This is a genomic window from Methanosarcina sp. (assembly GCF_035390745.1).
Lineage (GTDB): Archaea > Halobacteriota > Methanosarcinia > Methanosarcinales > Methanosarcinaceae > Methanosarcina.
This window is the reverse complement of the sequence record NZ_DAOOUJ010000018.1, coordinates 1-23,234: the sequence shown is the minus strand read 5'-3', so window position 1 is coordinate 23,234 and position 23,234 is coordinate 1. Positions and strand designations below refer to the sequence as shown.

Annotated in this window: 22 protein-coding genes and 1 tRNA gene; 15 read left to right on the top strand and 8 right to left on the bottom strand. The window is 41.9% G+C overall.

Features of this window, described 5'->3' with window-relative positions; genetic code table 11:
• The first annotated feature begins 24 nt into the window (after positions 1 to 24).
• From cofD to PLL47_RS06435, 9 genes are all read left to right on the top strand, one after another.
• On the top strand, positions 25 to 954 hold the full coding sequence (gene cofD / locus PLL47_RS06475; RefSeq protein ID WP_324445381.1) for a 2-phospho-L-lactate transferase: 930 nt from the start codon (positions 25 to 27) through the stop codon (positions 952 to 954).
• A gap of 308 nt (positions 955 to 1,262) precedes the next feature.
• Positions 1,263 to 2,420, top strand: a complete 1,158-nt coding sequence (locus PLL47_RS06470) for an FmdE family protein (RefSeq protein ID WP_324445380.1) — start codon at positions 1,263 to 1,265, stop codon at positions 2,418 to 2,420.
• Positions 2,421 to 2,803: 383 nt separating this feature from the next.
• Complete coding sequence (hpt, locus tag PLL47_RS06465; RefSeq protein ID WP_324445379.1) at positions 2,804 to 3,376, top strand: hypoxanthine/guanine phosphoribosyltransferase; 573 nt, start codon at positions 2,804 to 2,806, stop codon at positions 3,374 to 3,376.
• Complete coding sequence (dph2, locus tag PLL47_RS06460; RefSeq protein WP_324445378.1) at positions 3,357 to 4,364, top strand: diphthamide biosynthesis enzyme Dph2; 1,008 nt, start codon at positions 3,357 to 3,359, stop codon at positions 4,362 to 4,364. The genes hpt and dph2 overlap by 20 nt, the downstream gene beginning before the upstream one ends.
• 104 nt (positions 4,365 to 4,468) lie before the next feature.
• Positions 4,469 to 5,062: an METTL5 family protein gene (locus PLL47_RS06455; protein ID WP_324445377.1), complete on the top strand. Its 594-nt coding sequence runs from the start codon at positions 4,469 to 4,471 to the stop codon at positions 5,060 to 5,062.
• 309 nt (positions 5,063 to 5,371) lie between these two features.
• Entirely contained in the window at positions 5,372 to 6,238 is an 867-nt protein-coding gene (locus PLL47_RS06450) for an exosome complex RNA-binding protein Csl4 (protein WP_324445376.1), read from the top strand.
• A gap of 93 nt (positions 6,239 to 6,331) precedes the next feature.
• On the top strand, positions 6,332 to 6,610 hold the full coding sequence (locus PLL47_RS06445; RefSeq protein ID WP_324445375.1) for a DNA-directed RNA polymerase subunit L: 279 nt from the start codon (positions 6,332 to 6,334) through the stop codon (positions 6,608 to 6,610).
• A gap of 298 nt (positions 6,611 to 6,908) precedes the next feature.
• Positions 6,909 to 8,069 (top strand): O-phospho-L-seryl-tRNA:Cys-tRNA synthase, encoded by a 1,161-nt coding sequence (gene pscS / locus PLL47_RS06440; RefSeq protein ID WP_324445374.1) that lies wholly within the window; start codon positions 6,909 to 6,911, stop codon positions 8,067 to 8,069.
• Positions 8,070 to 8,367: 298 nt separating this feature from the next.
• Complete coding sequence (locus tag PLL47_RS06435) at positions 8,368 to 9,627, top strand: ATP-binding protein (RefSeq protein ID WP_324445373.1); 1,260 nt, start codon at positions 8,368 to 8,370, stop codon at positions 9,625 to 9,627.
• A 39-nt stretch (positions 9,628 to 9,666) separates the two neighbouring features.
• Here PLL47_RS06435 and PLL47_RS06430 read toward each other — a convergent pair whose 3' ends face one another.
• Complete coding sequence (locus tag PLL47_RS06430) at positions 9,667 to 10,005, bottom strand: winged helix-turn-helix domain-containing protein (RefSeq protein ID WP_324445372.1); 339 nt, start codon at positions 10,003 to 10,005, stop codon at positions 9,667 to 9,669.
• 124 nt (positions 10,006 to 10,129) lie between these two features.
• On the opposite strand from PLL47_RS06430, the gene PLL47_RS06425 reads away from it, so the two are divergent.
• Positions 10,130 to 10,684 carry a ferredoxin domain-containing protein gene (locus PLL47_RS06425; RefSeq protein WP_324445371.1) on the top strand — a complete coding sequence of 185 codons (555 nt, stop codon included), beginning with the start codon at positions 10,130 to 10,132 and terminating at the stop codon, positions 10,682 to 10,684.
• A gap of 196 nt (positions 10,685 to 10,880) precedes the next feature.
• On the opposite strand, the gene lysA is transcribed toward PLL47_RS06425, so the two are convergent.
• Positions 10,881 to 12,143 (bottom strand): diaminopimelate decarboxylase, encoded by a 1,263-nt coding sequence (lysA, locus tag PLL47_RS06420; protein ID WP_324445370.1) that lies wholly within the window; start codon positions 12,141 to 12,143, stop codon positions 10,881 to 10,883.
• Between the two features lie 382 nt (positions 12,144 to 12,525).
• On the opposite strand from lysA, the gene PLL47_RS06415 reads away from it, so the two are divergent.
• Positions 12,526 to 12,597: transfer RNA gene (locus tag PLL47_RS06415), tRNA-Gly, on the top strand.
• Positions 12,598 to 12,794: 197 nt separating this feature from the next.
• On the opposite strand, the gene PLL47_RS06410 is transcribed toward PLL47_RS06415, so the two are convergent.
• On the bottom strand, positions 12,795 to 13,664 hold the full coding sequence (locus PLL47_RS06410) for a right-handed parallel beta-helix repeat-containing protein (RefSeq protein ID WP_324445396.1): 870 nt from the start codon (positions 13,662 to 13,664) through the stop codon (positions 12,795 to 12,797).
• 462 nt (positions 13,665 to 14,126) lie between these two features.
• Here PLL47_RS06410 and PLL47_RS06405 point away from each other — a divergent pair, with 462 nt between their 5' ends.
• The gene (locus PLL47_RS06405; RefSeq protein ID WP_324445369.1) at positions 14,127 to 14,831 is read left to right on the top strand and encodes a methyltransferase family protein; all 705 of its coding nucleotides are present in this window, start codon (positions 14,127 to 14,129) and stop codon (positions 14,829 to 14,831) included.
• Positions 14,832 to 14,960: 129 nt separating this feature from the next.
• On the opposite strand, the gene PLL47_RS06400 is transcribed toward PLL47_RS06405, so the two are convergent.
• Complete coding sequence (locus tag PLL47_RS06400) at positions 14,961 to 15,368, bottom strand: PaaI family thioesterase (RefSeq protein WP_324445368.1); 408 nt, start codon at positions 15,366 to 15,368, stop codon at positions 14,961 to 14,963.
• A gap of 526 nt (positions 15,369 to 15,894) precedes the next feature.
• Here PLL47_RS06400 and PLL47_RS06395 point away from each other — a divergent pair.
• A complete protein-coding gene (locus PLL47_RS06395; protein WP_324445367.1) occupies positions 15,895 to 19,203 on the top strand; it encodes a PKD domain-containing protein in 3,309 nt (1,102 codons plus the stop codon).
• Between the two features lie 67 nt (positions 19,204 to 19,270).
• On the opposite strand, the gene PLL47_RS06390 is transcribed toward PLL47_RS06395, so the two are convergent.
• The 3 genes from PLL47_RS06390 to PLL47_RS06380 all read right to left on the bottom strand — a co-directional run bounded on the left by PLL47_RS06390 (position 19,271) and on the right by PLL47_RS06380 (position 20,904).
• Complete coding sequence (locus PLL47_RS06390) at positions 19,271 to 19,522, bottom strand: CBU_0592 family membrane protein (protein WP_324445366.1); 252 nt, start codon at positions 19,520 to 19,522, stop codon at positions 19,271 to 19,273.
• Between the two features lie 227 nt (positions 19,523 to 19,749).
• On the bottom strand, positions 19,750 to 20,241 hold the full coding sequence (locus PLL47_RS06385; protein WP_324445365.1) for a GNAT family N-acetyltransferase: 492 nt from the start codon (positions 20,239 to 20,241) through the stop codon (positions 19,750 to 19,752).
• Between the two features lie 153 nt (positions 20,242 to 20,394).
• Positions 20,395 to 20,904, bottom strand: a complete 510-nt coding sequence (locus PLL47_RS06380; protein ID WP_324445364.1) for a MarR family transcriptional regulator — start codon at positions 20,902 to 20,904, stop codon at positions 20,395 to 20,397.
• A gap of 196 nt (positions 20,905 to 21,100) precedes the next feature.
• Here PLL47_RS06380 and PLL47_RS06375 point away from each other — a divergent pair, with 196 nt between their 5' ends.
• On the top strand, positions 21,101 to 21,550 hold the full coding sequence (locus PLL47_RS06375; RefSeq protein WP_324445363.1) for a rhodanese-like domain-containing protein: 450 nt from the start codon (positions 21,101 to 21,103) through the stop codon (positions 21,548 to 21,550).
• Between the two features lie 146 nt (positions 21,551 to 21,696).
• Here the strand turns inward: PLL47_RS06375 and PLL47_RS06370 are convergent, their stop codons facing one another.
• Positions 21,697 to 22,266 carry a cysteine hydrolase family protein gene (locus PLL47_RS06370; RefSeq protein ID WP_324445362.1) on the bottom strand — a complete coding sequence of 190 codons (570 nt, stop codon included), beginning with the start codon at positions 22,264 to 22,266 and terminating at the stop codon, positions 21,697 to 21,699.
• A 140-nt stretch (positions 22,267 to 22,406) separates the two neighbouring features.
• On the opposite strand from PLL47_RS06370, the gene PLL47_RS06365 reads away from it, so the two are divergent.
• The gene (locus tag PLL47_RS06365) at positions 22,407 to 23,066 is read left to right on the top strand and encodes a methyltransferase family protein (RefSeq protein WP_324445361.1); all 660 of its coding nucleotides are present in this window, start codon (positions 22,407 to 22,409) and stop codon (positions 23,064 to 23,066) included.
• The last annotated feature ends 168 nt before the right edge of the window (positions 23,067 to 23,234 follow it).

Genomic DNA, 23,234 nt, shown 5'->3' with positions numbered 1-23,234 from the left:
CAGGTATTAGAAACAGGTAATATCATGATTATATTTTCAGGCGGCACCGGAACTCCAAAACTCCTTGACGGGCTCAAAGAAATTCTCCCGCCGGAGGAACTGACTGTTGTTGTAAACACTGCCGAAGACCTCTGGGTTTCTGGGAACCTGATCTCTCCAGACCTTGATACTGTGCTCTATCTTTTCTCAGACCAGATTGACCGGAAGAAGTGGTGGGGCATAGAAAATGATACCTTCAGGACTTATGAGCGTATGAAGGAACTCGGGGTCGAAGAAGGAATGAAGCTCGGGGACAGGGACAGGGCAACCCATATTATCCGTTCTAACTTCATCCGGGAGGGGGCATCTCTTACGGATGCAACAGTGAAACTTGCGTCTCTTTTCGGGATCAAGGCAAATATCCTGCCCATGTCCGATGACCCTGTTTCCACTTACATAGAAACTCTTCACGGAGTCATGCATTTTCAGGACTTCTGGGTTGGAAAACATGGAGAACCAGATGTGCTTGGGGTTGATATTAAAGGAGTTTCCGAAGCTTCGATTTCTCCAAAAGTGCTCGAAGCCCTTGAAAATGACGATAATGTTCTCATTGGCCCAAGCAACCCTATCACGAGTATAGGTCCGATTATTTCCCTTCCAGGAATGAAGGAGATACTGAAAAAGAAAAAAGTCGTGGCAGTCAGCCCGATTATCGGGAATTCCCCTGTCAGCGGGCCTGCTGGAAAACTGATGCCTGCCTGCGGGCTTGAAGTCTCTTCCATGGGTGTTGCTGAATACTATCAGGATTTCCTTGATGTCTTCGTTTTCGATGAAAGGGACCGTGCAGATGAGTTCGCATTTGAGAAGCTCGGATGCCGTGCTTCCAGGGTAGACACCCTTATGACTTCTACCGAGAAGAGCAAAGAACTGGCAGAATTTGTAGTCGGACTATTTGACACTATTGTCTGCCGTTGATTTTTGATTTTTACTTCTTTTTCTCTTTTCTTTTCATATTTGTTACTTTTTCTCTACGTTTTTTGTTTCCCTGTCTCTTTCTTTTCCGTAAATTTTCGTTATCTTCCTTTCTGCCTGCTTGAGTCTTCAACGTCAACAAAATTCGAAAGTTTTATGTATCATTTTTTCAATAATTTGTAACACTAAAAAACATAAAATTATTTTTTTCTCCTACTTGTTATTCCATGGTTGTTGAATAATGCTACGTTTGAGAATACTACCTGCATGCAGGGTAAAAAAAGTGACTTATGGGCAGTAGAGGTAAGAGTATGATTAGAAGAAGTGTGTTCACGAACAGGAAAATAAAAGCAAAAATCACAGACTTTATTTTCCTGACAATACTTGTTTTTTCCCTTGTATCAATTCCAGGAATGGCATCTGAGGCTGATAATCCCGAACTGATGAATCAGGTTTTTGCCGCAGCCGAAAGTAATCTTGGGAACGTCGGACCTGAAGACAGTCTTGTTATTACAGATCTCGGTTCTCCTGCAGAATCTTATATTTTTCTGGATAGTTTTTACTCGGAGTTTTATGGAAGGGACCTGAAATATACGGGAAATCTCCTTGTTGTCCAGAATGCAAGGAATGCTCCTCTCTGGTTTGCTTTTTTTGACAAATCAAGCGGGAACTGTACTTATATTGAGGTTTCATACGGAGACGAGGATAAGATCAGCTATCAGGTAACAGAAAATATAAACTTTGATGAGCTTTCTAAAAATAAGAAGTCTATAGCAGCCTGGAATGAAAAAGTTAACTCAACGGTTTTTAATGGGCATGAATTTGCCATCCTTACAATTGCCAATGGCTGGGCTACAGGAAATCTTGATTATGAACTTATGCAGTGCCTGCAGTTGCACAACCACTTCTGCCCGGGAGTTTCTAGCGGCTTTGTGCTTGCAGACTGGATGGAAGAAAATTACCCGCTTAACAAAGGGGTAAGTTATACGGTTTTCTCCTGCCCCAACTGGTGCAAAGAAGATGTCTTTGTAACGCGCTGGGATGCCACCCTTGGAAAAGGAGGAATCTTTGTCTCTGCGCTTACAGATGAGGAAATAGAGGAGATTGGTAACTCTCCTGCCGGGATCTTCGTAGTTACAAACAAAACTGCCGGAACAATGCAGGCAGTGGTTCTCGGATTTGACTTTGATGTTTTGAATGCGAAGTGCGGGGCAAAAGAAGACGACCCTGCGTGGATTTCAAAATACCTGGCGGACCTCTGGCTTATGGACAGAGATAACTGGGACGAAGAAGGGCTTGTTACGGAAATCGCAGTCATCGATATCAATGAGGATATTCTGAGAGAAATGAAACAGGCAGGTAACAATCCCTATGAGGTCCTCGGGCTTCTCAATCAGGAGGGAAATGTCAGTTGCTCAAAATATGGAATTTCTGGAATTGGAAGTCTGATAGGTAACTCTAAAACTTGAATAGGATCTTATGAAGGCAACTGGAATCTTTAACGGGCTCCTTTTTGCCTTATTTTTCATCTTTTTTGTGTTTTGCTTTCTCATTCTTTACTTTTCATTTTCTTCCATTCTCACATCTTTTATATGAGTATCCTTAAACTTATTAACACTGAGATAACTATTTATTATAAATTTCCTGCATCCTGAACACAAACGGACTGGAACCGGAAAACCAAAGCTATATCAAGTACTTTGATGTTTTCCTGAAATCGACCTATCTTTCCCGTCAGCTTGTTTGCTTATCTCCATAAACAGCTTCGGGAAACAATATACTTGAGGGAGCAGGCTTAATTTCAGGTTTTTACTTCCCGGAATATCAAGACAGCCAGAAAAAGGTTAAAACCATGCTTGAAAGACTGAAAGATTCACTGATCAGGTCCCCTGTGATCAAGCGAGGGGAGTATAACTATTTCATCCATCCCATTTCTGATGGCGTGCCTTCTATCGATCCCCACCTGGTTGAGGAGATCGCTGAATATATTCTGCAGATTACCGATATTAAAAAAATTGATACCATTCTTACGATTGAGGCTATGGGCATTCCGGTAGCAAATGCTCTTTCCCTGAAAACAGGAATACCTCTTACCATTGTACGGAAGCGGCCTTACTTCCTTGAAGGGGAAGTTGAACTCTCGCAGAGCACAGGGTATTCTAAGGGTGCCCTCTACATAAACGGGCTCAAAAAAGGGGACAGAGTAATTATTGTAGACGACGTAATCAGTACAGGGGGCACGCTCCTTGCCCTTGTGAATGCGTTGCAAAAAATGGGCGTCGTGATTATGGATGTAATTTCCGTTATAGGGCGTGGAGATGGTTACCTGAAGCTGAAGGAGCTCGGAGTTGACCCAAAGATTCTCGTTACAATTGATGTGAGCGAGAAAGGTGTGGCGATCAAGGATGTCTTTAGGAATCAGTGAAGCATTCGATTTGAGGCCTGACTACATAATCAGCGTTATAAAGGATACGAAAGCAAGGCTTGTAGGTTTTCAGTTTCCTGAAGGGTTAAAGCGCAAAGGTCCAGAGCTTGCAAAAAAGGTCGAAGAAGCTACAGGGGCTGAAATCATTATCTCAGGGGATCCGTGTTTCGGAGCCTGCGACCTGGACAGGACTCTCCTTGACCACGTTGATATTCTTTTCCATTTCGGGCATGCGGAACTGGAAGATATAAAACTTTCAGATAAAGTATATTTCATCGAAACACGCTCCTCAGTTGATGTCCGTCCTGTAGTTGAAAAGGCTGTCTCTGAGCTTAAAGGGCAGAAAATAGGGCTGATTACCACTGTACAGCACGTCCACAAACTCCCTGATGTATGCAGTGTGCTCGAGAGCAAGGGAAAAACCTGCGTTATCGGGCATGGTGACTCCCGAATAGCTTACGCTGGACAGGTTCTAGGATGCAATTTTTCGGCAGCCCGCGATGAAGACTGTGACGAATATCTTTACATCGGAAGCGGGGATTTTCATCCCCTTGGTGTCTCTCTTTCCACAAAGAAACGCGTCCATGCAGCCGATCCTTTTTCTGGAGAAGTCCGTGAGGTTGACCCTTCGAGGATCCTGCGCCAGAGGAGTGCTGTGATTGCAAAATCTCTGGATGCACAGACTTTCGGGATCATTGTCTCAAGCAAAAACGGGCAGAAGAGGATGGAACTTGCTTCTTCCTTGAAAAAACTCGCAAAAAAGCATGGAAAAGAAGCACATCTGATCCTTATCGATCTGGTTACTCCGGATCAGCTGCTTCAGTTCAAGGTGGACGCTTTCGTAAATACCGCATGTCCCAGGCTTGCTGTTGATGAAGTGGGGCGTTTTCCTGCCCCTATGCTGACGCCTCAGGAATTTGAGATTGTGCTTGGAGAGCGTGAATGGGAAAAGCTTGTGCTGGATGAGATTACCGAAGAACCAGTATAACCTTCTATCCGGCATTCTATAATCATTACCTGAATATGACTGCACAATCTTTTATCAGATATATATGGTTGATGTAATCAGATAATTAAGAAAAATCAAAGGATATGAAACAGAGAAAACTTGAAATGCTGCTTGAAGAGATTGAAGGTTTTTCCAGTCCCGAACTTGAACTGGAACAGTACCAGACGCCTTCTCTTCTTGCTGCGGAAATACTCCATTTCGCTTACATGCAGGGAGATCTTGATGACTCAGTCCAGGACCTGGGCTGCGGTACAGGCATTCTTGCAATAGGGGCAAAACTTCTGGGAGCAAAGAGAGTTGTAGGATATGATACTGACCCAAAAGCTCTTGAGGTCGCAAGAAAAAATGCTGAAAAGCTTGGGGTTGAGGTTGAATTCATCTGTTCCGACATCTCGGAAGTCTCGGAAAGGGTAAAAACCACAATCATGAACCCTCCTTTCGGGGCAAGAGTCAAAGGCAGGGACAGGCCCTTTCTTTCGTCAGCATTAAGAACAAGTGAAGTGATATATTCCATCCACAACCGCGGAAGCCTTGCTTTTATCCAAAAGTTCATTAAGCCTGCGGTCATTACTCACTCGTACGTTGCGAAGTTCCCTCTAAAGAGGACTTTCGATTTTCATCAAAAAGAAAGAGAAGTGATTGAGGTAGAGATTTACAGAATTGCTGTTCACGAATAAAACCTGGTTCTGGAGCCATTTCAGGCATCATGTTTTACAGCTTATGTCTTCATTCTCCATTCTTAAAGGCGGAATTAATAAGCTATTGAACAAGGAAAAGATCATAAGATAGAGAATAAATCCATATTGCAGAAGATTTTCCGCCAGAATTTCCATGATGGTTAGAAAAATTGTTACAACGATTACCTATATCACTAATAGCGATAATTCGAATGAGGGATCATGATTAGAATTCGAAAAAATAAGACTACTAGGAAAAAATTAACGGGTCCTGGTGATGCAAAGCCTGGAATTGAAAAACCGGTTCCAGTGAGTGAAGAAAGCAGGGACCAATTTAAGAGTCAGCAGAGGGATCAGCCCAGGTCTCAGTTTAAAGGCCAGTCAAGAGACCAGCCTAAAGGCCAGCACAGGTCTCAGTTTAAATCTCAACCCAGAGACCAGTCAAGAGATCAGTCCCGAGGACAACCCAGAGGCCAGTCAAAAGACCAGTTCAGAGGAGACTCTGACAAAAAGAGAAAATTCTCCTATCCCAAGAAAGGCGGCGGCCCCAGAGATCGGAGGGAAGCCCCGGGTTTCAGACCGCCTGCAGAAGCCGTAACAGCCGAAGAAGACCTTGAAAAAGGAGGCTTTGTTCTTCCTGGGGAGCTTGTCGGTACTACAGAGGAGTTCAAACCAGGAGATGGAACTGCAGTAATTGCAGGAGATATCTATTCTACTGCTACGGGTAATGTACTCATTGACAGAAAAGCCAGAATAGTCTCGGTAAAGCCAAACACTGTTACTCCAAATGTCCTGAAAGCAGGAGATATTGTATACGGCAGGATCACCGATGTACGTGAATCCGGGGCAATGGTGGAAATTGCAGGAATTGAAGGAAAAGAAAACAGGGAAATCGTCAATGTAAGACCCGGAGATATTCATGTCTCAAGTGTAAGGGATTCCTACGTTAAGTGGCTTGGAGATGAGTTCAGGTCTTCTGATATCGTAAGAGCCAGGGTTGTTGATGTTGAGAGAATGCGACTTACTACAGCTGAAGATTCTCTTGGAGTTGTAAAAGCTTACTGCTCAAAATGCAGAGGAGATCTTGAGCTGGAAGGGAAAAAGCTTAAATGTCCGGTCTGCAATATGACTGAAACCCGTAAGATCTCAACTGAGTATGGGAAAGGAATCAGGTAATTTCTCTTCCCCACTTTACTTATGGCGTACCATGCACTTCAAGGCAGCTATTCATAACCGGTTATATTATTCACCATTTACAGGTGGTCACCAGTGGAACTGAACATTCTTAATAAAACAAATAATGAGCTTGAAGTCGAGCTCAGAGGCGAAACCCATACCCTTCTTAATCTTCTTAAGGACCTCCTGATTAAAGATGAAAGGGTTGAAACAGCTTTTTACGATATGAAATATGTGAGCATCAGTGAACCTGTCCTTTATATCAAGACCAATGGTGCGGATCCGATTCAGGTTTTAAAGGAAACGGCAGCAATCATTGTTTCTCAATGCGACGAATTCATCGATGTCTTCAGCAGGGCAGCAAACGCCTGAAGCTGGGAAGCGCAGGACGTCTTTTTAAGGCGTTTTGCTCATTTTCTCTTTTCATCGGCGGCTTTAGAGAATAAAGAGAAAGCGCTGATCTTCTGCCTTACTCTGATTCTTTTATGATTGTTTCAATTGTTCTGGAATACTTTTTTATGAGTTCTCGGCATATCAGTGGTTGTTCAGAGCCTTAAGCAGTTTTAGTTTACGTAAAAAAATATCGAACCTATCGGTAAATAATTTTTATAATAAGGTAAAATTCACACTTTAAATCAGGAATTTACAGTTCTTATGAGGTATAAAGAAAATGAAACTTGATGACTCATCCTTACAGAAGTTTTGTTTCATAAAGAGAGAGACCCTTGGCAGCATAAATATCGACCCTCTTCAGACAGGAGGGCTTTTGACCGAGGCTGCCAAACAGGCACTTGTCGAATGGGGAGACGGCTACTCTGTCTGTGACTTCTGTGGCGGAGTTCTCGATCTGATCAAAAAGCCTCCGATCCATGATTTCGTACACCAGGCCCTTCCTGAGTTTCTGGGCTGTGATGAAGCAAGGGTTACAAACGGGGCAAGAGAATCAAAGTTTGCTGTTATGCATTCCATTGGAAAGCCCGGAGACTGGATCGTACTTGACGGGCTTGCTCACTATTCTTCTTACGTTGCAGCCGAGAGAGCAGGATTGAATATCAAAGTGGTGCCGCATGCGGGCAGCCCTGAATATTACCTTGACCCGGAAGGGTATGGCAGGGCAATCGAAGAAGTCATCAGGGAAAGCGGAAAACCTCCAGCTCTGGCACTTGTTACTTATCCTGACGGAAGCTACGGAAACATTCCTGACGCTAAAAAGATTGCATCCGTCTGCCACGAGTATGATGTACCCCTTCTTCTGAACGGTGCATACTGCGTGGGAAGAATGCCGGTTTCTGCAAAAGAGATCGGGGCTGACTTTATCGTGGGCAGCGGTCATAAGTCCATGGCAGCTTCAGGCCCTGTCGGAGTACTGGGTGTAAGCAAGGAATATGCTCCGGTTGTCTTCAGGAAATCCACACACAACAAGGTAAAAGAAGTCGAACTTCTCGGGTGCACTGCTCGTGGAGCGACGGTTATGACCCTTATGGCTTCTTTCCCCGAAGTTGTAAAGCGAACACGTAACTGGGACCAGGAGGTTGAAAATGCCCGCTGGTTCTCTTCAAAGCTTGAAGGCCTGGGCTTTATCCAGCGCGGGCAGAAACCCCATTCTCACGACCTTATGTTCTTCGAAGCTCCGGGATTCTACGAAATCTCGGAAAAAGTTAAGAACGGAAGGTACTTCCTTTACAAGGAGCTCAAAGAGCGCAATATTCACGGCATCAAGTCCGGGCTTACCAAATATTTCAAGCTCAGCACCTTCGGGCTCGGAAAGGAAAAGCTCGGTATTGTTGCGGATTCCTTTGAGGACATTCTGAAAAAGTACGAAGGCGTTTAAGCCTTCCAAAATTCTCTTTTTTGATGTCCGGGTCTATTTTTTCCTTTTGTCTCTTTTTCAGTTGAAGTTTTAAGTTCCGGGCTATTAAGTTCCGGGCTATTCCATTTCTTGACTTCAGGTTACTTTACTTTTCATTCTTTATCTGCTTCCTGTTGTTTTCGCCAAGCTTTTCCTTCCAGTTTCTGTTCTCTCAGAGATGATGGAAAGTTATTTCATTCAGGATGAGCTTATATATACCAAAAGTCTCATTCTAAATGAGACTTTATAAGGATAGATCTTCATTTTAATTGAGGATATTATGGATCTACAGGTATTGAAAGAAATCATACGCGAGCAAAAGGCAGTTTTTGAGGCAGAAGGACCTGAAGGGCTTATTGAAAGGGAAGCCCTTAAAAAAGTTTCTGAATTCTTGAAACTCCCTCACGTGCTTGTGATTTCTGGTTTGAGGCGTTCTGGAAAGAGTACTCTCCTGAAGCAGATCCATAAAAATTTCTACGGGGAAGAGCTGGTTTACTACCTGAATTTCGAGGATGAACGCCTGATTGGTTTTGAAGCAGGGGACTTTAATCTCCTGTATGAGACGTTTATTGAGCTGTTCGGAAAAAGCCAGGTTTTTTTCTTTGATGAAATCCAGAACGTTGAAGGCTGGGAGCTCTTCGTCCGGAGGATGTATGAAAGAGGGTTCAAGTTCATCATTACAGGTTCCAATTCCTCTTTTCTTAGCCGGGAACTCGGAACCAGATTAACCGGGCGTTATGTGGGGCTGGAGCTTTATCCCTTTTCTTTCCTGGAGTTCCTTAAATTCAAAGGCATACCTTCTCCAAAAGAACCTTTAACTGAAGAGCGGGGTCTTATCAAGGGTGCTTTCAATGAATATCTGGAAAAAGGGGGTATCCCAGAGTACCTGCGTTTTGAGAACGCCGAACTCCTGAAGACCCTTTATGAAAATATCCTTTACAAAGACATTCTGGTCCGTTATGGGCTCGGCGATGAAAAAGCCCTGAGGGAGCTTGCTCTTTACCTTTTTTCAAATTACTCAAGCGAGATCAATTACAGCAAACTGCAGAAAATGCTGGGTCTGGGAAGTGCAAATACAGTCAAGAATTACATAGGTTATCTGGAAAACTCCTATATGGTATTCACTATCCCGAAATATGACTTTTCCCTCAAAAAACAGATTTATGCCCCTAAAAAGGTTTATGCAATTGATTCAGCCTTCATAAACCTCATATCCTTCAAGTTTTCCCGGGACCGGGGGAGAATGCTGGAAAACCTTGTTTTCCTTGAACTTAAAAGGAGGAATATGGAGCTTTACTACCACAGAGCTCGTAAGGAATGTGATTTCATTGTTACTGAAAACGAAAAGCCTGTGGAAGCTATACAGGTAACTATGGCTTTGACCGGCAACAGGGAGCGTGAATACGGCGTGCTTCTTGAAGCCCTGGAAGCTTATGGGCTCGAAAAAGGGCTGATCCTTACAGAAACCGAAGAGTTCGAAGAGACTATTCGGGGTAAAAAAATTATAGTTAAACCCATCTGGAAATGGCTTCTGGAATAAATATAAAGGCAGAGTAATAAAGGCAGAGCACTATTACTCTTACTTCTTCAGCTCCACGTTTTCCACATACCCTTCTCCTCTCGGGGTCAGGATGTAATACTGAACCCCCTCGTGGTTCTCTTTTTCGATACAGAGAGTACTTTCCAGAGTACTCAGATTATAGTTTGCCTGGGAATCAGTGAGCTTGAACTCAGCTTTAATTTCTTCAAAGGTCATCCTGCGCCCGTCAAGGGCTTTAAGGATTTTTCTTCTGGTGGGGTTCTGGAGGGCATTCAGACAGGCTTTGTGGTCTTCGGTCATATCTTCTTTCATCCTGCCTTCGCGTTTCATCCTTGAGACCCATTCTTCTTTCCTTTTTGCAGCTTCTTCGGGAGTCATATCTGATCATTAATATATTGGCATAAGTCTCCATATAGGTTTGTGAGTAAAGCTAAAATTACAGCATATTTCTCAGCTCCGCGGCATAAATAAGATCAAATAAGATTATTCCCAATTTCTTCTCATGAAACTGAACCCCGAACTCGAATCTATTGAAACGCTTGCAAAAATTATCCTTACTGCAGCCCGTACAGCTCCGAAGGGCAAAGGTATTGACGATATCATAACCTGTCTACTTTCTCCTGAAGAAAAAACCGAACTTGCCGGCAGGATGGAAGAACTCAGTGAGATTAAGGACCTTAAGTTTCTCATCAGGGATGCAAAGAACGTAAGGGACGCGGATGCAATTGTCCTTATCGGTCTCAAAGCCTCCGGAGCAGCTGGTCTTGACTGCGGAGCCTGCGGTTTTGATACCTGCAAAAAGATGCTTGAAAAGGAGAAGGTTCAGAAAGAATTCTTCGGTCCCCAGTGCATGATCAAATACGTCGACCTCGGAATTGCTGTCGGCTCTGCTACTGCAAAAGCAAAGGATCTCTGTATTGACAACAGGGTCATGTATTCTGCCGGAGCGGCTGCCTGCTATTTTGAAATGATCGATGCAGACGTTGCAATGGGAATTCCGCTCAGCATCAAAGGGAAAAATATCTTTTTTGACAGGGAATCGACAAGAAAGCCCTGAATAAAAAATCAAGTAAAGATCAGAAATTAAGTAAAGATTAGATTTTGGATATTTGTTAAATAACAATTTGAATAATAAATCCAATAAAGCGCAAAAAATTAAGAATAATTCAACCTTCAAAAGGAAAAGGCGGATTTAGAAAACCCGGATTTTTTCCGCCCGTTACTTTTTAACTCTAATTCTTCTGAAAAATCGTTTACCTGAAACTTTTCAACTGCTCGAAATCGAGGGTTGCAAAGTAATCTTCAATGGTTTCTGCCCTGCGGATCTGTACTACACTTCTGTCTTCTCTAAGCAGGAGTTCTGCAGAGCGGAGTTTCCCATTATAATTGAAACCCATCGCATGCCCGTGCGCACCCGTATCGTGAATTGCCAGAATGTCTCCTATTTCTATTTCAGGAAGCATTCTGTCGATTGCAAACTTATCATTGTTTTCACAGAGCGAGCCGGTTACATCATATTTGTGGGTTGGCGCCTTCTTTTCTTTCCCGAGCACGGTAATGTGGTGGTAGGCTCCATACATCCCGGGCCGCATCAGGTTTGCCATGCAGGAGTCCAGGCCCACATAGTCTTTGTATGTGCTTTTCAAGTGCCTGACCTGTGAGATTAGATATCCGTAGGGACCTGTGATAACTCTGCCGCACTCGAGATATACTTTGAGAGGAGCAAGCCCGTTAGCTGTAATCGTGGCATCATAGGCTTCTTTTACACCTTTAGCCACAGCTTCAAGGGAGACAGGCTCCTGTTCCGGCCTGTAGGGGATACCTATTCCTCCTCCGAGGTTCACGAACTCGAAATGGATTCCCAGTTCCTTTGAGATCTCAACTATGAGTTCGAAGAGAATCCTTGCGGTTTCGACGAAGTAATCGGGATTAAGCTCGTTAGAGGCAACCATTGTGTGCATTCCAAAACGCTTTACGCCTTTGTCCCTGAGGATTCTGTACCCTTCAAACATCTGCTCCCGTGTAAAGCCATATTTTGCCTCTTCCGGTTTTCCTATAATCGCATTTCCTTCTTTCAGGGGTCCAGGGTTGTACCTGAAGCAAACAATCTCAGGGAGCCCTGCGTACTTTTCCAGGTAGGGAATGTGGCTGATGTCGTCAAGGTTGATAAAGCCGCCAAGCTCCTTTGCTTTTACAAACTCTTCAGCTGGCGTATCATTGGAACTGAACATAATGTCATCACCGGTCATCCCTGCTTTTTCCGCAAGGATCAGTTCCGGCAGGGAACTGCAGTCTGCCCCAAAACCTTCTTCTTTCAGGATTTTAAGGATAAAGGGGTTGGGGAGAGCTTTTACTGCAAAAAACTCCTTAAAGCCCGGGACATCTTTAAAGGCGGATTTCATTCTTCTGGCATTTTCCCGAATGGCTTTCTCATCGTAAATATGAAACGGAGTGGGGTATTTTTCCATTATTTTCAGGATATCTTCTTTTGTGAAAGGTAGGTCCTTTGAAACCATTATCTTAACCTTTTGCCTGATTTTAGTTTAATCGATTTTATATCAATTTGAACTTTTATTCCTTTATTAGTTTTTCCACTATCTCAATCGGTATCTGAGAAAGTAACTTTGCTTTCTGCGACGTGATCTTTTCAAGCTCCTCAAAAGCTCTGCAAACTCTTTAAACCGCGCCAATTCCCTTCTCCTAAAAGCAGTTTGAAATTTTCTACAATAACTGTTCGCTTCCCTGTCTTATCGCTTTGCGCCCTCAAGTTTCCAAAAAAGATATTTTCTTCCTTCAAGATGTAAATCAGTGTTCTCCTGCATCTTATTCCTCTTACCGAAAACTTTAATATCTAACAGATGCATGAGAAGAATACACAGCAGTTACTTAAAGCAGTTTGCGACTGTGGTTTAGTGGCTATGACCTGAGCTTCCCAAGCTTAGAACCCGGGTTCGAATCCCGGCAGTCGCATCGAAAAATAATTAAATTAACTCTTTTTTAACTCCTATTTTGTATTAAATTGCTGTATTTTTATCTTTATTATTATCACTTATCATATAAAAATAAAAAAGCTTTAGTAGAAATCCTTCTGGAGATTCCTTTTCTTCAGCCAGATTTCTACTGTGGTTCATTTTCTATCTACCAGCAAGAGTAGATCAATGCCTGACTTACTGCTGCAGGGATGATTCCGAAGAGTTTACAAGAGGCAGGTAATCCGAATAGTTGCTGCCTGCTATCTGATATGCGGAGTCAGCAATGCCATCCCCGTCTTTATCCACTGCGGTTTGGGAAAATCCAGTGCCGTCGGGTCTTCCCCAGAAGTTACCTGCTATATACGATCCGCCTAAAATGTTAGTGCCTGCGGTTTTCGTAGTGCTATAGGAGTTTCCTTCTCCGTTTTTAATGGTCATATTGGTGTTGTTGAAGTAGTTGTTGTAAATAAGGTTCCTGTCGCTTCGAGGGCAGATATAAAAACCGTATACGCTATTGTTTTGAACAATGTTGCCTGAGAATGTGTTGCCATCAGAGTTGCCAAAATGGATTCCTCTGGTATTGTCAGAAGCCGTATTTCCTGAGAGGGTATTGTTTTCAGAACTTTGAATAGCAATCCCATACTCTTCATTATTCGTAACTGTATTGTTTGAAACTATGTTTTCTCTGGAATACAGGGTATAGATTCCAAGCCCGTTATTCAAAAATTTGTTGTTATCAATAGTACAGTTCCTGCATGAAGACAGATATATTCCTGAGTGGGCGGGGTCTGTAGCTCCAAGAATCTTAAGCCCGCTAATTGTTATATTATTTGCTTTCAGGAGGAGCACGTTAGCATCTGGATTTCCGGCTTGAATTATTGTATCATCAGGGTTTCCTGATTCTGACCTGATTGTGATATTATCCCTGGTTATTTTGATATTTTCGGTATAGGTCCCGGGGCTTACGGTAATTACATCGCCTGAGGTTGAATTGTTCACAGCGCTTTGAATTGAATTTCCTGGCTGGACTGAAATCTCAGACGCGGCTCCGATCCCAGATATCATTGTCAAAATAAGAAGAACTGCTAATAAAGTAGTTAATTTGCTTATTTTTGATGCCTCCGTTTATTTAGGAAAGTTCCGGTGGAACTTTTAATAAGTGAATACCTACGCCCCAACACCATGCCAATTCACATATGTAAACCTGTTGTCTGAATTAAAAAAATAGAACTTTTATATAAATTCTTTAACTCAGTTTTTAAAACGAAGTGTCATGACAAAAAAGAGTTACAGGCTACGTGCCCATGTCTGGACCTGAATTCCCTAACTTTTCTCATGTTATTATGGCATCCTTACGTGAGTTCGAGTTCTCAAAACTATAATTCTTTCCTGAGTATACATTTACTTTAAATTCGTGTTACTTTTCTCCCTGCTGATTTGTTGGGATACGCCCTTCTTATTAAATGCAGGAAAGTTCATCAAGTGAAATCTTTTAATGGCTTAAAAATAATCCTTTCTTGGGTAGGTATGGTAGAAAATAATGCAGTATTCTGGAAGGTATTTTTCAGGCGAGCATTACAGGTTCTCGTGGGTTTATTATTGTTTATGGTAGTGTTTTTTCTTTCAGCCGGCAGGGTTGACCTGCCCAGGGCATGGTTTTTCTTTGGCCTTTATGTAATCTCGCTGCTCTTCAATATGGTTATTTTACTCAGGTTCAATCCTGAGATCATAAGATCACGGAGCGAAATGAAATGGGGAGAAATGAAGTGGTGGGATAAACTGTTTGCAGTGCTTTATTTCGTATTTCTTTTCCTGATTTTTATTGTTTGCGGGCTCGATGCAGGGAGATTACATCTTTCCAGCACCGGAATGGGATTTTTAGCAGTCGGCGTGATGATGTTCTTTGTAGGCTGGGTGTTTGTAGTGTGGGCAATGGTTGAAAACAGGTTTTTTGAAACCGCAGCCAGGGTCCAGATGGAAAGGGATCACAGGGTTGTTTCAACGGGACCGTATGCGATTATCCGGCATCCGGGTTATGCTGGAATGATTCTGTTTTACGGTTGTGCTCCGTTTATTATCGGTTCTCTTTATGGGCTGATCCCTGCAGTATTGCTTGCTTTTGCCTTTGTTTTTCGCACATACTTTGAAGACAGGATGCTCTACGAGGAACTTTCAGGATATAAGGAATATACAAAAAAGGTAAGGTACCGCCTTGTGCCATTTGTCTGGTGAGGGCGTTGCAGGAAAAAAGCTCTGTTCTGGATTTTGAGGGGGTCTGTATTTGAAGAGTGTCAGATTCGGGCTGAAAGTAAGAAATTTCCCACGGTACTTATTTCCAGCAGAATCCTGAGATTTATGGATTTAAACATCCGAAAAATCAATTGTAAATTTTTTCCTGTAAACCATTCCCATAAATATTGCTACAAGGTCTCCTTCATCATCGGTGATATTCACGGTGTATGTAGCAATTTTGGGGTTTATTGAAGTTTCCTTTGCTTCGGCTGTGAGGGTTCCTTTTGTTGCAGCTTTTACAAAAGAGATGTTTGAATTGATCCCGACTGCAGCAATTCCGTATGCGTTTGAGGCTGCGGCAAAAGCAAGGTCTGCAAGGGTAAATATCGCGCCTCCCTGCACTGCTTTTAATGCATTGAGGTGATTTTCTTCTATCTTCATCCTGGCTTTTGCATATCCCGGGGCAGCTTCCAGCAGTTCTATTCCTGAATGTACAGCGAACTTATCTTTTTTAAAAAAACGTATTAGATCTTCCATTATAATAACTCCTGTAATTGCCAGTAAAGTTACGTCAGTAAAACCACTTTCCATTTGCCATATTTTTAATTAAAGTTATGCCTTTCGGATTGAACCTGAGAACGTATTTTGTCCTTTGCTTTTGAAGCCCACTTAAAGCCTGTTTAACGATTTGTTTCCAAAAACCTGTTTTTCATCTAATTTCTTTACATCGTTTTCACGGTTTGTTTTTCCATATCAGTTGCCTGGGGATACAATATGGGTTTTTGCGTGAGTTTCGGTATTGATTTCTATCCTTTGAAAATTTATGGTGTCTTTTAAAATAACTGTGTCGAAATACTTATATTGTTTAATCGTCATTGTCTAAATTACTTTTAAATGTCAGGGCGTTATTTCTATGGCTACTTTGGCGCTATGATCAGGCAGATATGAGTTTGTGAAAAACTTACATTTGTGTACCCATTTCCAGGCCTTTTTAACTGATTTCTTGGTGTTTCGTGGTTAACCCAGTAAGCCCTGAATTTTATTTTTATGTTGGAGGATTTAAATGAAGAGATTAATAACCACTATGCTAATCGCTTTAACCATATTCACCTTATGTTCTGGAATCGGAGCAGCGGCTGAGATAACTGTCGAGCAGGGGAATTCGATACAGGACGCTGTGAACAGGGCAGACTCAGGTGATATAATCATCGTAAAACCGGGGACCTATTCAGGCATTATTGAGATTAATACAGAGAATCTCACAATCAGGTCAGAGTCCGGAAATCCTGAAGATACAATAATTCAGGCGAATAGTGACAATCAATATCTATTTTGGGTGAGAGCAAACAACACAACAATCAGCGGGTTTAAAGTTACAGCAGATAGATATACTGGTGTGACAGGGATCCGTCTATCTACATGCAGTAACTGCACTATTACTGATAACAGGGCAGATTCAAACAGACATGGTATTGTTCTTGAGAATAAATGCTGCAATAATAACCTGACCAGTAACCATGTAAACTCAAACACAGAGAATGGTTTTTACCTGACATCCTTTAGCAGCAACAACTCTTTAATTAATAACACGGCGCAGTACAACCGTTTTGGTTTTTACCTGATAAACTCAAGCATGAATATAATATCAGGCAACGATGTTTCGAATAATACTGAGCACGGGATGTGGATATCGCTTTCAAACAATAACACAATTTCAGGAAACACAGCTAACGAAACCATTCACGGTATCAGTCTGGATTCCTCAGATGGAAATATAGTCTTCGGGAATATTGTTTCTTTGAATAACGTTTCAGGCTTATACATGTGTAAAGGCAGCGACAACAACACTGTTTTTAATAACTATCTAAATAACACCTTTAATACAGATATCCAGAATTACAATAATACATGGAATACTACGAAAACCGAAGGTAAAAATATTATAGGCGGTCCCTATATTGCGGGTAATTTCTGGGCAAAACCAGATGGATCAGGTTTTTCGGAAAATGCTAAAGATTCAGATCTGGATGGAATTGCTGATACAAAGTATGAAGGGACTAATTTTACAGACTACCTGCCTCTTGTATTGACGTCCACACCTGAACCCGTTCTTCCTGTTGCAAAATTCAACAGCAATGTAAGCAGTGGTTATGCTCCTCTTGATGTTGAGTTTACCGACAGTTCGGAAAATGCAGATGAATGGTTCTGGGACTTTGAAAACGACGGTTCTGTGGATTCAACTGACCGGAACACTACTCACACTTACTCTTCTGCAGGAACTTATACAGTTAACCTGACAGTAAGGAATGGAAACGGTACCAATTCGACTTTTGGTACAATAACTGCTTTATCCACACCTGAACCAGTACTTCCTGTTGCAAAATTCAACAGCAATGTAAGCAGTGGTTATGCACCTCTTGATGTTGAGTTTACCGACAGTTCGGAAAATGCAGATGAATGGTACTGGGACTTTGAAAACGACGGAACTGTGGATTCAACTGACCGGAACACTACTCACACTTACTCTTCTGCAGGAACTTATACAGTTAACCTGACAGTAAGGAATGGAAACGGTACCAATTCGACTTTTGGTACAATAACTGCTTTATCCACACCTGAACCAGTACTTCCTGTTGCAAACTTCAGTAGCAATGTAAGCAGTGGTTATGCACCTCTCTCGGTTCAGTTTACCGACAGTTCGAAAAACGCAACCTCATGGAATTGGGACTTTAACGATGGTTCCAGTTCAACTAAGAAGAATCCATTGCATACTTTCTATAAATCTGGAACTTATACGGTTAACCTGACAGTAAGAAATGTAAATGGTACAGATTACAAGTTAGCTACAATATATGTTTTAGTCAAACCTCAACCCGTTCTTCCTACCGCAAACTTCAGCAGTAACGTTAGCAGTGGTTATGCTCCTCTGGACGTTCAGTTTAACGACAGTTCGAAAAATGCAACCAGATGGAACTGGGACTTTGAAAACGACGGAAAAATTGACTCTACAGACAGAAATCCAATGCATACTTACTCTTCTGCAGGAACTTATACCGTTAATCTGACAGCAATAAATTCAAATGGTACAGATTCAACCTTCGGTACAATAACTGTTTTAGTTAAACCTGAACTCGTTCTTCCTGTAGCGGATTTCAGCAGTAATGTTTCTGAAGGTTATGCTCCTCTGTCCGTTCAGTTTAATGACAGTTCTAAAAATGCAACTAGGTGGAACTGGGACTTTGGCGATGGTTCTAATTCAACTGAACAGAATCCGATGCATACTTACTCTTCTGCAGGAACTTATACAGTTAACCTGACAGCAGGTAATGAAAACGGTACAAATTCAAAGTTAGCTGCGATAACTGTTTTAGTTAAACCTGAACTTGTTCTTCCTGTAGCTGATTTCAGTACCAGTGTAACAGGCGGTTATGCCCCGCTTTCAGTGACATTTACTGACCGTTCGCAAAATGCAACATCCAGAAGCTGGGATGTTAATGGTGATGGAATCGAAGATTCAAACGATTCAAGCTTTATTTACGAGTATGTTTCTCCAGGAACTTACACCGCTAAACTGACTGCCATCAATGCAAAAGGCAAGAATGAAAAAACTGCTGCAATAATTGTAGATAGGAAGAGCATTGGAGGAAGCAGCGGCGGAAGCAGTGGAGGAGGCGGTGGAGGCGGATCTCCTGAACCTGCAAAGAATGTTGAAGTTAAGGAGCTTTCCCAGGTTTTCATTACAAGCGGAAACCATGTAAAGTTTAATTTCCCGAAGAATGTCACTGCTGTTGTTTATTTAAGCTTTGACCCCAGGAAGACCGCTGGAAAAACAACAGCCATTGTTGAAATGCTGAAAAATCAGTCCACTCTTACCCCGGATGCACCCCAGGGAGAGGTTTACAGTTACCTGAATATCTGGGTTGGAAACGGAGGATATGCAAATGAAAAGAATATAGAAAATGCAACTGTATGCTTCAGGGTAAAAAAATCCTGGCTAGAAGATAAAGATATTAATTGGTCTTCGATTCTCCTGAACAGGTACAGTGACAAAAAATGGAATGAACTCCCGACCACTCTGCTCAGAGAAGATAACAGATATCTGTATTTTGTATCGGAAACTCCTGGATTCTCGCCTTTTGCAATTACGGCTGAAAAGACTGTGATTGAGATGTTGCCTGATACTGAAAGTTCCGATCAAAACGAAAATATTGAATTAGATATTGAAATGGAGTCTGAGCAGGCAGAAGACACTGGTGTATCCCAGGAAGATAACTTAAGCAAACATAGTTCCGGAATGATTTACTTCATTATCGGGCTGCTTGTAGTACTCCTTCTTGGGGGTTTTCTGTATAGGAGAGACAAACTAAACTAAACTACAGTTGGATGGCAGGGATAACTGCCCCTGCTATCTAATTTATTAGATCTTTTTTGTTCTTATTTCAGGCTTGCTCCTGGACTTTAAACAGCCTGACCAGACCTATAAAAGCTACGAGCGCCCATGTTCCTTCAAGAATCACGAAAGGCATGTAGTCAATAAGTATGGAAGCATAGCATGAAAGCCCTGCACCGACTACATTTAGCATTGCATAGGTCTTTGTGTCCTGCATCAGGATTTTGAAGAGATTCAGAAGAAAAGCCAGCAGTAACAGGAGTACCCCTGTTGAGCCTACTATAACTGAAAATTCCACCATGGGCGGAAATATATTTTATCCATATATCTTTTTTTCGACTCCTGTCAGGAAAATACACTTTTTATAAAAATCCATTATTTATGAATACACTGTTTTGTATTTTGTAATTTGACCATTTCTATTTTGCCTGTTTATTCACTTACAGGTATCAGGAACGAAAAAAATAAATTTTTAAATTCCGGTCTCTCACCATTCTGCAGATTTTCTAAAATCCATTCTTACTGCTTTTACAGCAGTTTTTGCATCCATACCGTATCGAAGAATTTTCCTTTCTTTTTCCCTGCTTCCCTGAATCTCCCACACTCTGAGAACCCGTGCTGGCTGTGGAAACGAATGCTTCCTTCATTGAGGGAAGAAATGCTTGCCAGGACGCAGTGCAGCCCCTTTTCCCCGGCGCCAGAAATGAGATATTCGAGCATCAGGGAGCCAATTCCTTTTCCCGTGTACTCGGGCCTGATAAAATACGAAATCTCAGCTGTTCCTGAAAAAGTGGGCACTGGCGAATGGGGGCGGAGCATGCAAAAGCCCACGAAGTTTTTATTTTTATCTCTTACAACAGCATTCGGATACCCTGAAATAGCCTGAAGAAAGAAGTTGAAGAACTCGTAAGGAACTCTGGTTTCAGGATAAGCGGCGAAACTGTTCTCAATATAATAGTTGAAAGTATCAATTACAGCTTCCCTATCTTCGGGAGATATTGGAGTGAATTCATATTCCACTTTACTCACCTGTTTTTGTCTAATATTGTATAGTAGCTATACTATCTATCTGCAGATTTACTATTTTAATTTAGCTGCTAAACAAAAATTATCTTTCAGGCTGGGGTTTGAAATTCTGCATCTGATTATTTCGGGATTTGATGCATACTTTTTTTATCTGTACCTCTCCATGCACAGGTCAAGCATCCCTTCAAGATGCCCGTAGACCCTGAGAACTGTCTCTATTTCAGCATCGCTCATTTTCTCAAGTTCTTTCCTTATTCCGGTCTCCATTGATTCGTGGAGGGATTTATGCCACTCAAAGGCTTCCTTCCCGAAATCTGTTAGTTCGAGCAGGATATCTTTTTTATTCCCTGGAACGCGGACCTTTTTTATGACTCCTTTTTTCTCAAGCTTTTTGACCATCTGGGAGATTGCCCCTTTTGTCACTCCGAGACGGGAAGCTATGGAAGTCAGGTTTTCCGCCGGGTTTTTACCAGCAGTTTCAATCAGGTGGAATTCGGATGGGTACAGGAGAACACCGTGCCCTATATCTACAGGTTTTTTTTCAAGCGCATACGCTTTATTCAGGATTCTGATTCCGCTCCCTATAAGGGAATCTACTTTTTCGTCCAGGCTCAGTTTATCCACTTGCTGCATCCTCAGGAGTTTTTTAGTCTGCACATTTATTACTCTGAAATTGGAAGCGAGTTCTTTATATTCTTTTTGTGCGATAAAATCTTCCGAACACTCTGGAATTGTTTTATATTCAGGTAAGCCTGTTATTATTTAGAAACAGTTTATGAGATCCTCGCCTATAAATGGTTCTCTTATCGTTTCTCATATCTTTACCTTTTATCAATATATGGAGGAGCTTTTGTTGAATAAACAAAATTTAGTATACTTTGCCTCTTTTTTGGTGCTTTTGATTGCAGTAATGATCTTTGCTTCGCGGAGTGGAGACAGTCCTGCAGGGATTCAGAATGTGACTATTGAAGAAGCAAAGAAAATGGTCGGAAAAGAAGACGTATTTGTGCTTGACGTCCGTACGCCTTCCGAGTTTAATTCTTCACATATCGAAGGTGCGACCCTGATTCCTGTTAAGAATTCCGGCGGGTCAAATTTGAGTCCTGATCAGTTGCTGGAAGCCCGGATAAACGAAATCCCTGAAGACAAAAAAATACTGGTTTATTGCAGATCAGGTAGCAGAAGCGCTTCAGCAAGCCAAATCCTTGTAAACGCCGGATACTCGCAGGTCTACGATATGCAGGGAGGGATTACCGCCTGGACAGGTGCGGGATATCCTGTTGTAAGTTCGGAAAGCCAGTAACTGAAAATTTATAATGCCGGCATTCTTTCTGCAGGAATACACTGGTTATTTACATTTCTTTTACATTTTTATTACTATGTTTTATCCCGAAAATATTTTTGAAAAAAATACTCAAAAAATTGAAAAATTAAAAAAGGTCCGAAAAATTAAGTTTGTGAAAGGTATTTTTCTGCAGTCATAACATTTGCAAACATACCGTCCAGGGCAGCCATGAAAGCCGCATGAACTGTATGTGCAGGCACCTTCTCATTTTCAAATTTAAGGTCGCGGGTGGCACAGGCATCGGCAATCAGTATGGATGTAAAACCGAGTTCTTTTGCAGCTCTGACGGTTGTGTCTATACACATGTGGCTCATTGCCCCGCAAATCACCAGATTTGTCACATTTTCTTCTTTCAGACACGGAAGAAGTTCGGTCTTAAAAAAGCTGTTCGGGAAATTCTTTTCAATTACTGTTTCTTCAGGAAGGGGATGGATACTGGCGTGGATATCTGCTCCAGAGGTTCCGGGTATGAAAAAGGCAGCTCCGGGTCTGGTAGATAGGTGCTTGATAAAGAAAACCGGCTTGCCTGATGTACGGAATGCTTTAAGGAGACAGGCTGCTTTTTTTGCTGCATCTTCCATGCCTGAAAGTTCCATGCTGCCGCCTGGAAAATAGTCGTTCTGGATATCAATAAGAAGAAGGGCTTCTTTCATACTGCCAGATGAGGATGTCAACAATGATATTTTTGACGGTTTTTTCACGACTTTTTATTATGTGTCTAAATTTTTTTAAGCGCGGTATGTTTTTGCGTCCCCTTATGAGTTTACTGAGGGGTGGAAATGTAGAAAAACAATTACTTCCATTAAAATACTAAATGGTTAAGCTCAAAAATAAAAATGAAGATCCTGCAAGCTGGATCATAAGCATATTTATGCTTTTACTGGCAGCTGCAGCCTGGATAAATCTGGAAGGGAACTGGAACTCTTTCAATCATCTTCCTGTTTATGTTTATGCAGGAATTCTCATATTCTATCTGCAGACAGAAAAATACGCATACAGAGGATCAGATATTTCAGGGATACAGTCAGGCAAATGGACTCGCTATCTGCTTTTATTCTTCTGGTGGCTTCTTTTAATAGTGCCGGTTGTCGAATACAGCCTTTTTCCACGGTATTCCTCTGCAGTTACAGCCGCAGGAGCAGTACTGGCAGTACCCGGAACGGTCCTCAGGGCATGGGGCATATGGACTCTTGGCAAATACTTCTCTGTCCATATCGAGATCAAAGACAACCATGAGCTTATAGAAAGCGGACCTTACAGATTCATAAGGCATCCGGCTTATGCGGGAAATCTCTTACAGGCTGTCGGTATTCCCCTTATACTCAATGCGTACTATTCTCTCTCCATCTCGGCAGTGCTGATTTTCCTGTTTCTGTACAGGTTGAAGCTGGAGGAAGAGGTCTTAATCAGGGAAGTGAAAGGGTACGGAGAATATACAAAGAGAACTTACAGGCTTATCCCAAAAGTGTGGTAGTCCTCAGCTAAATACTTAAAATCTCACCTCAATTTCTAAATAAGATATGACCTGAAGAATCAAGGAAATATTCAGAGAAACCGAATGTGTACCTAATTTAGTCTGTTTATTTCTCAACCAAAAATATTATATCTTTTGATAAATATTTGCTTACTTACATTAGACAAT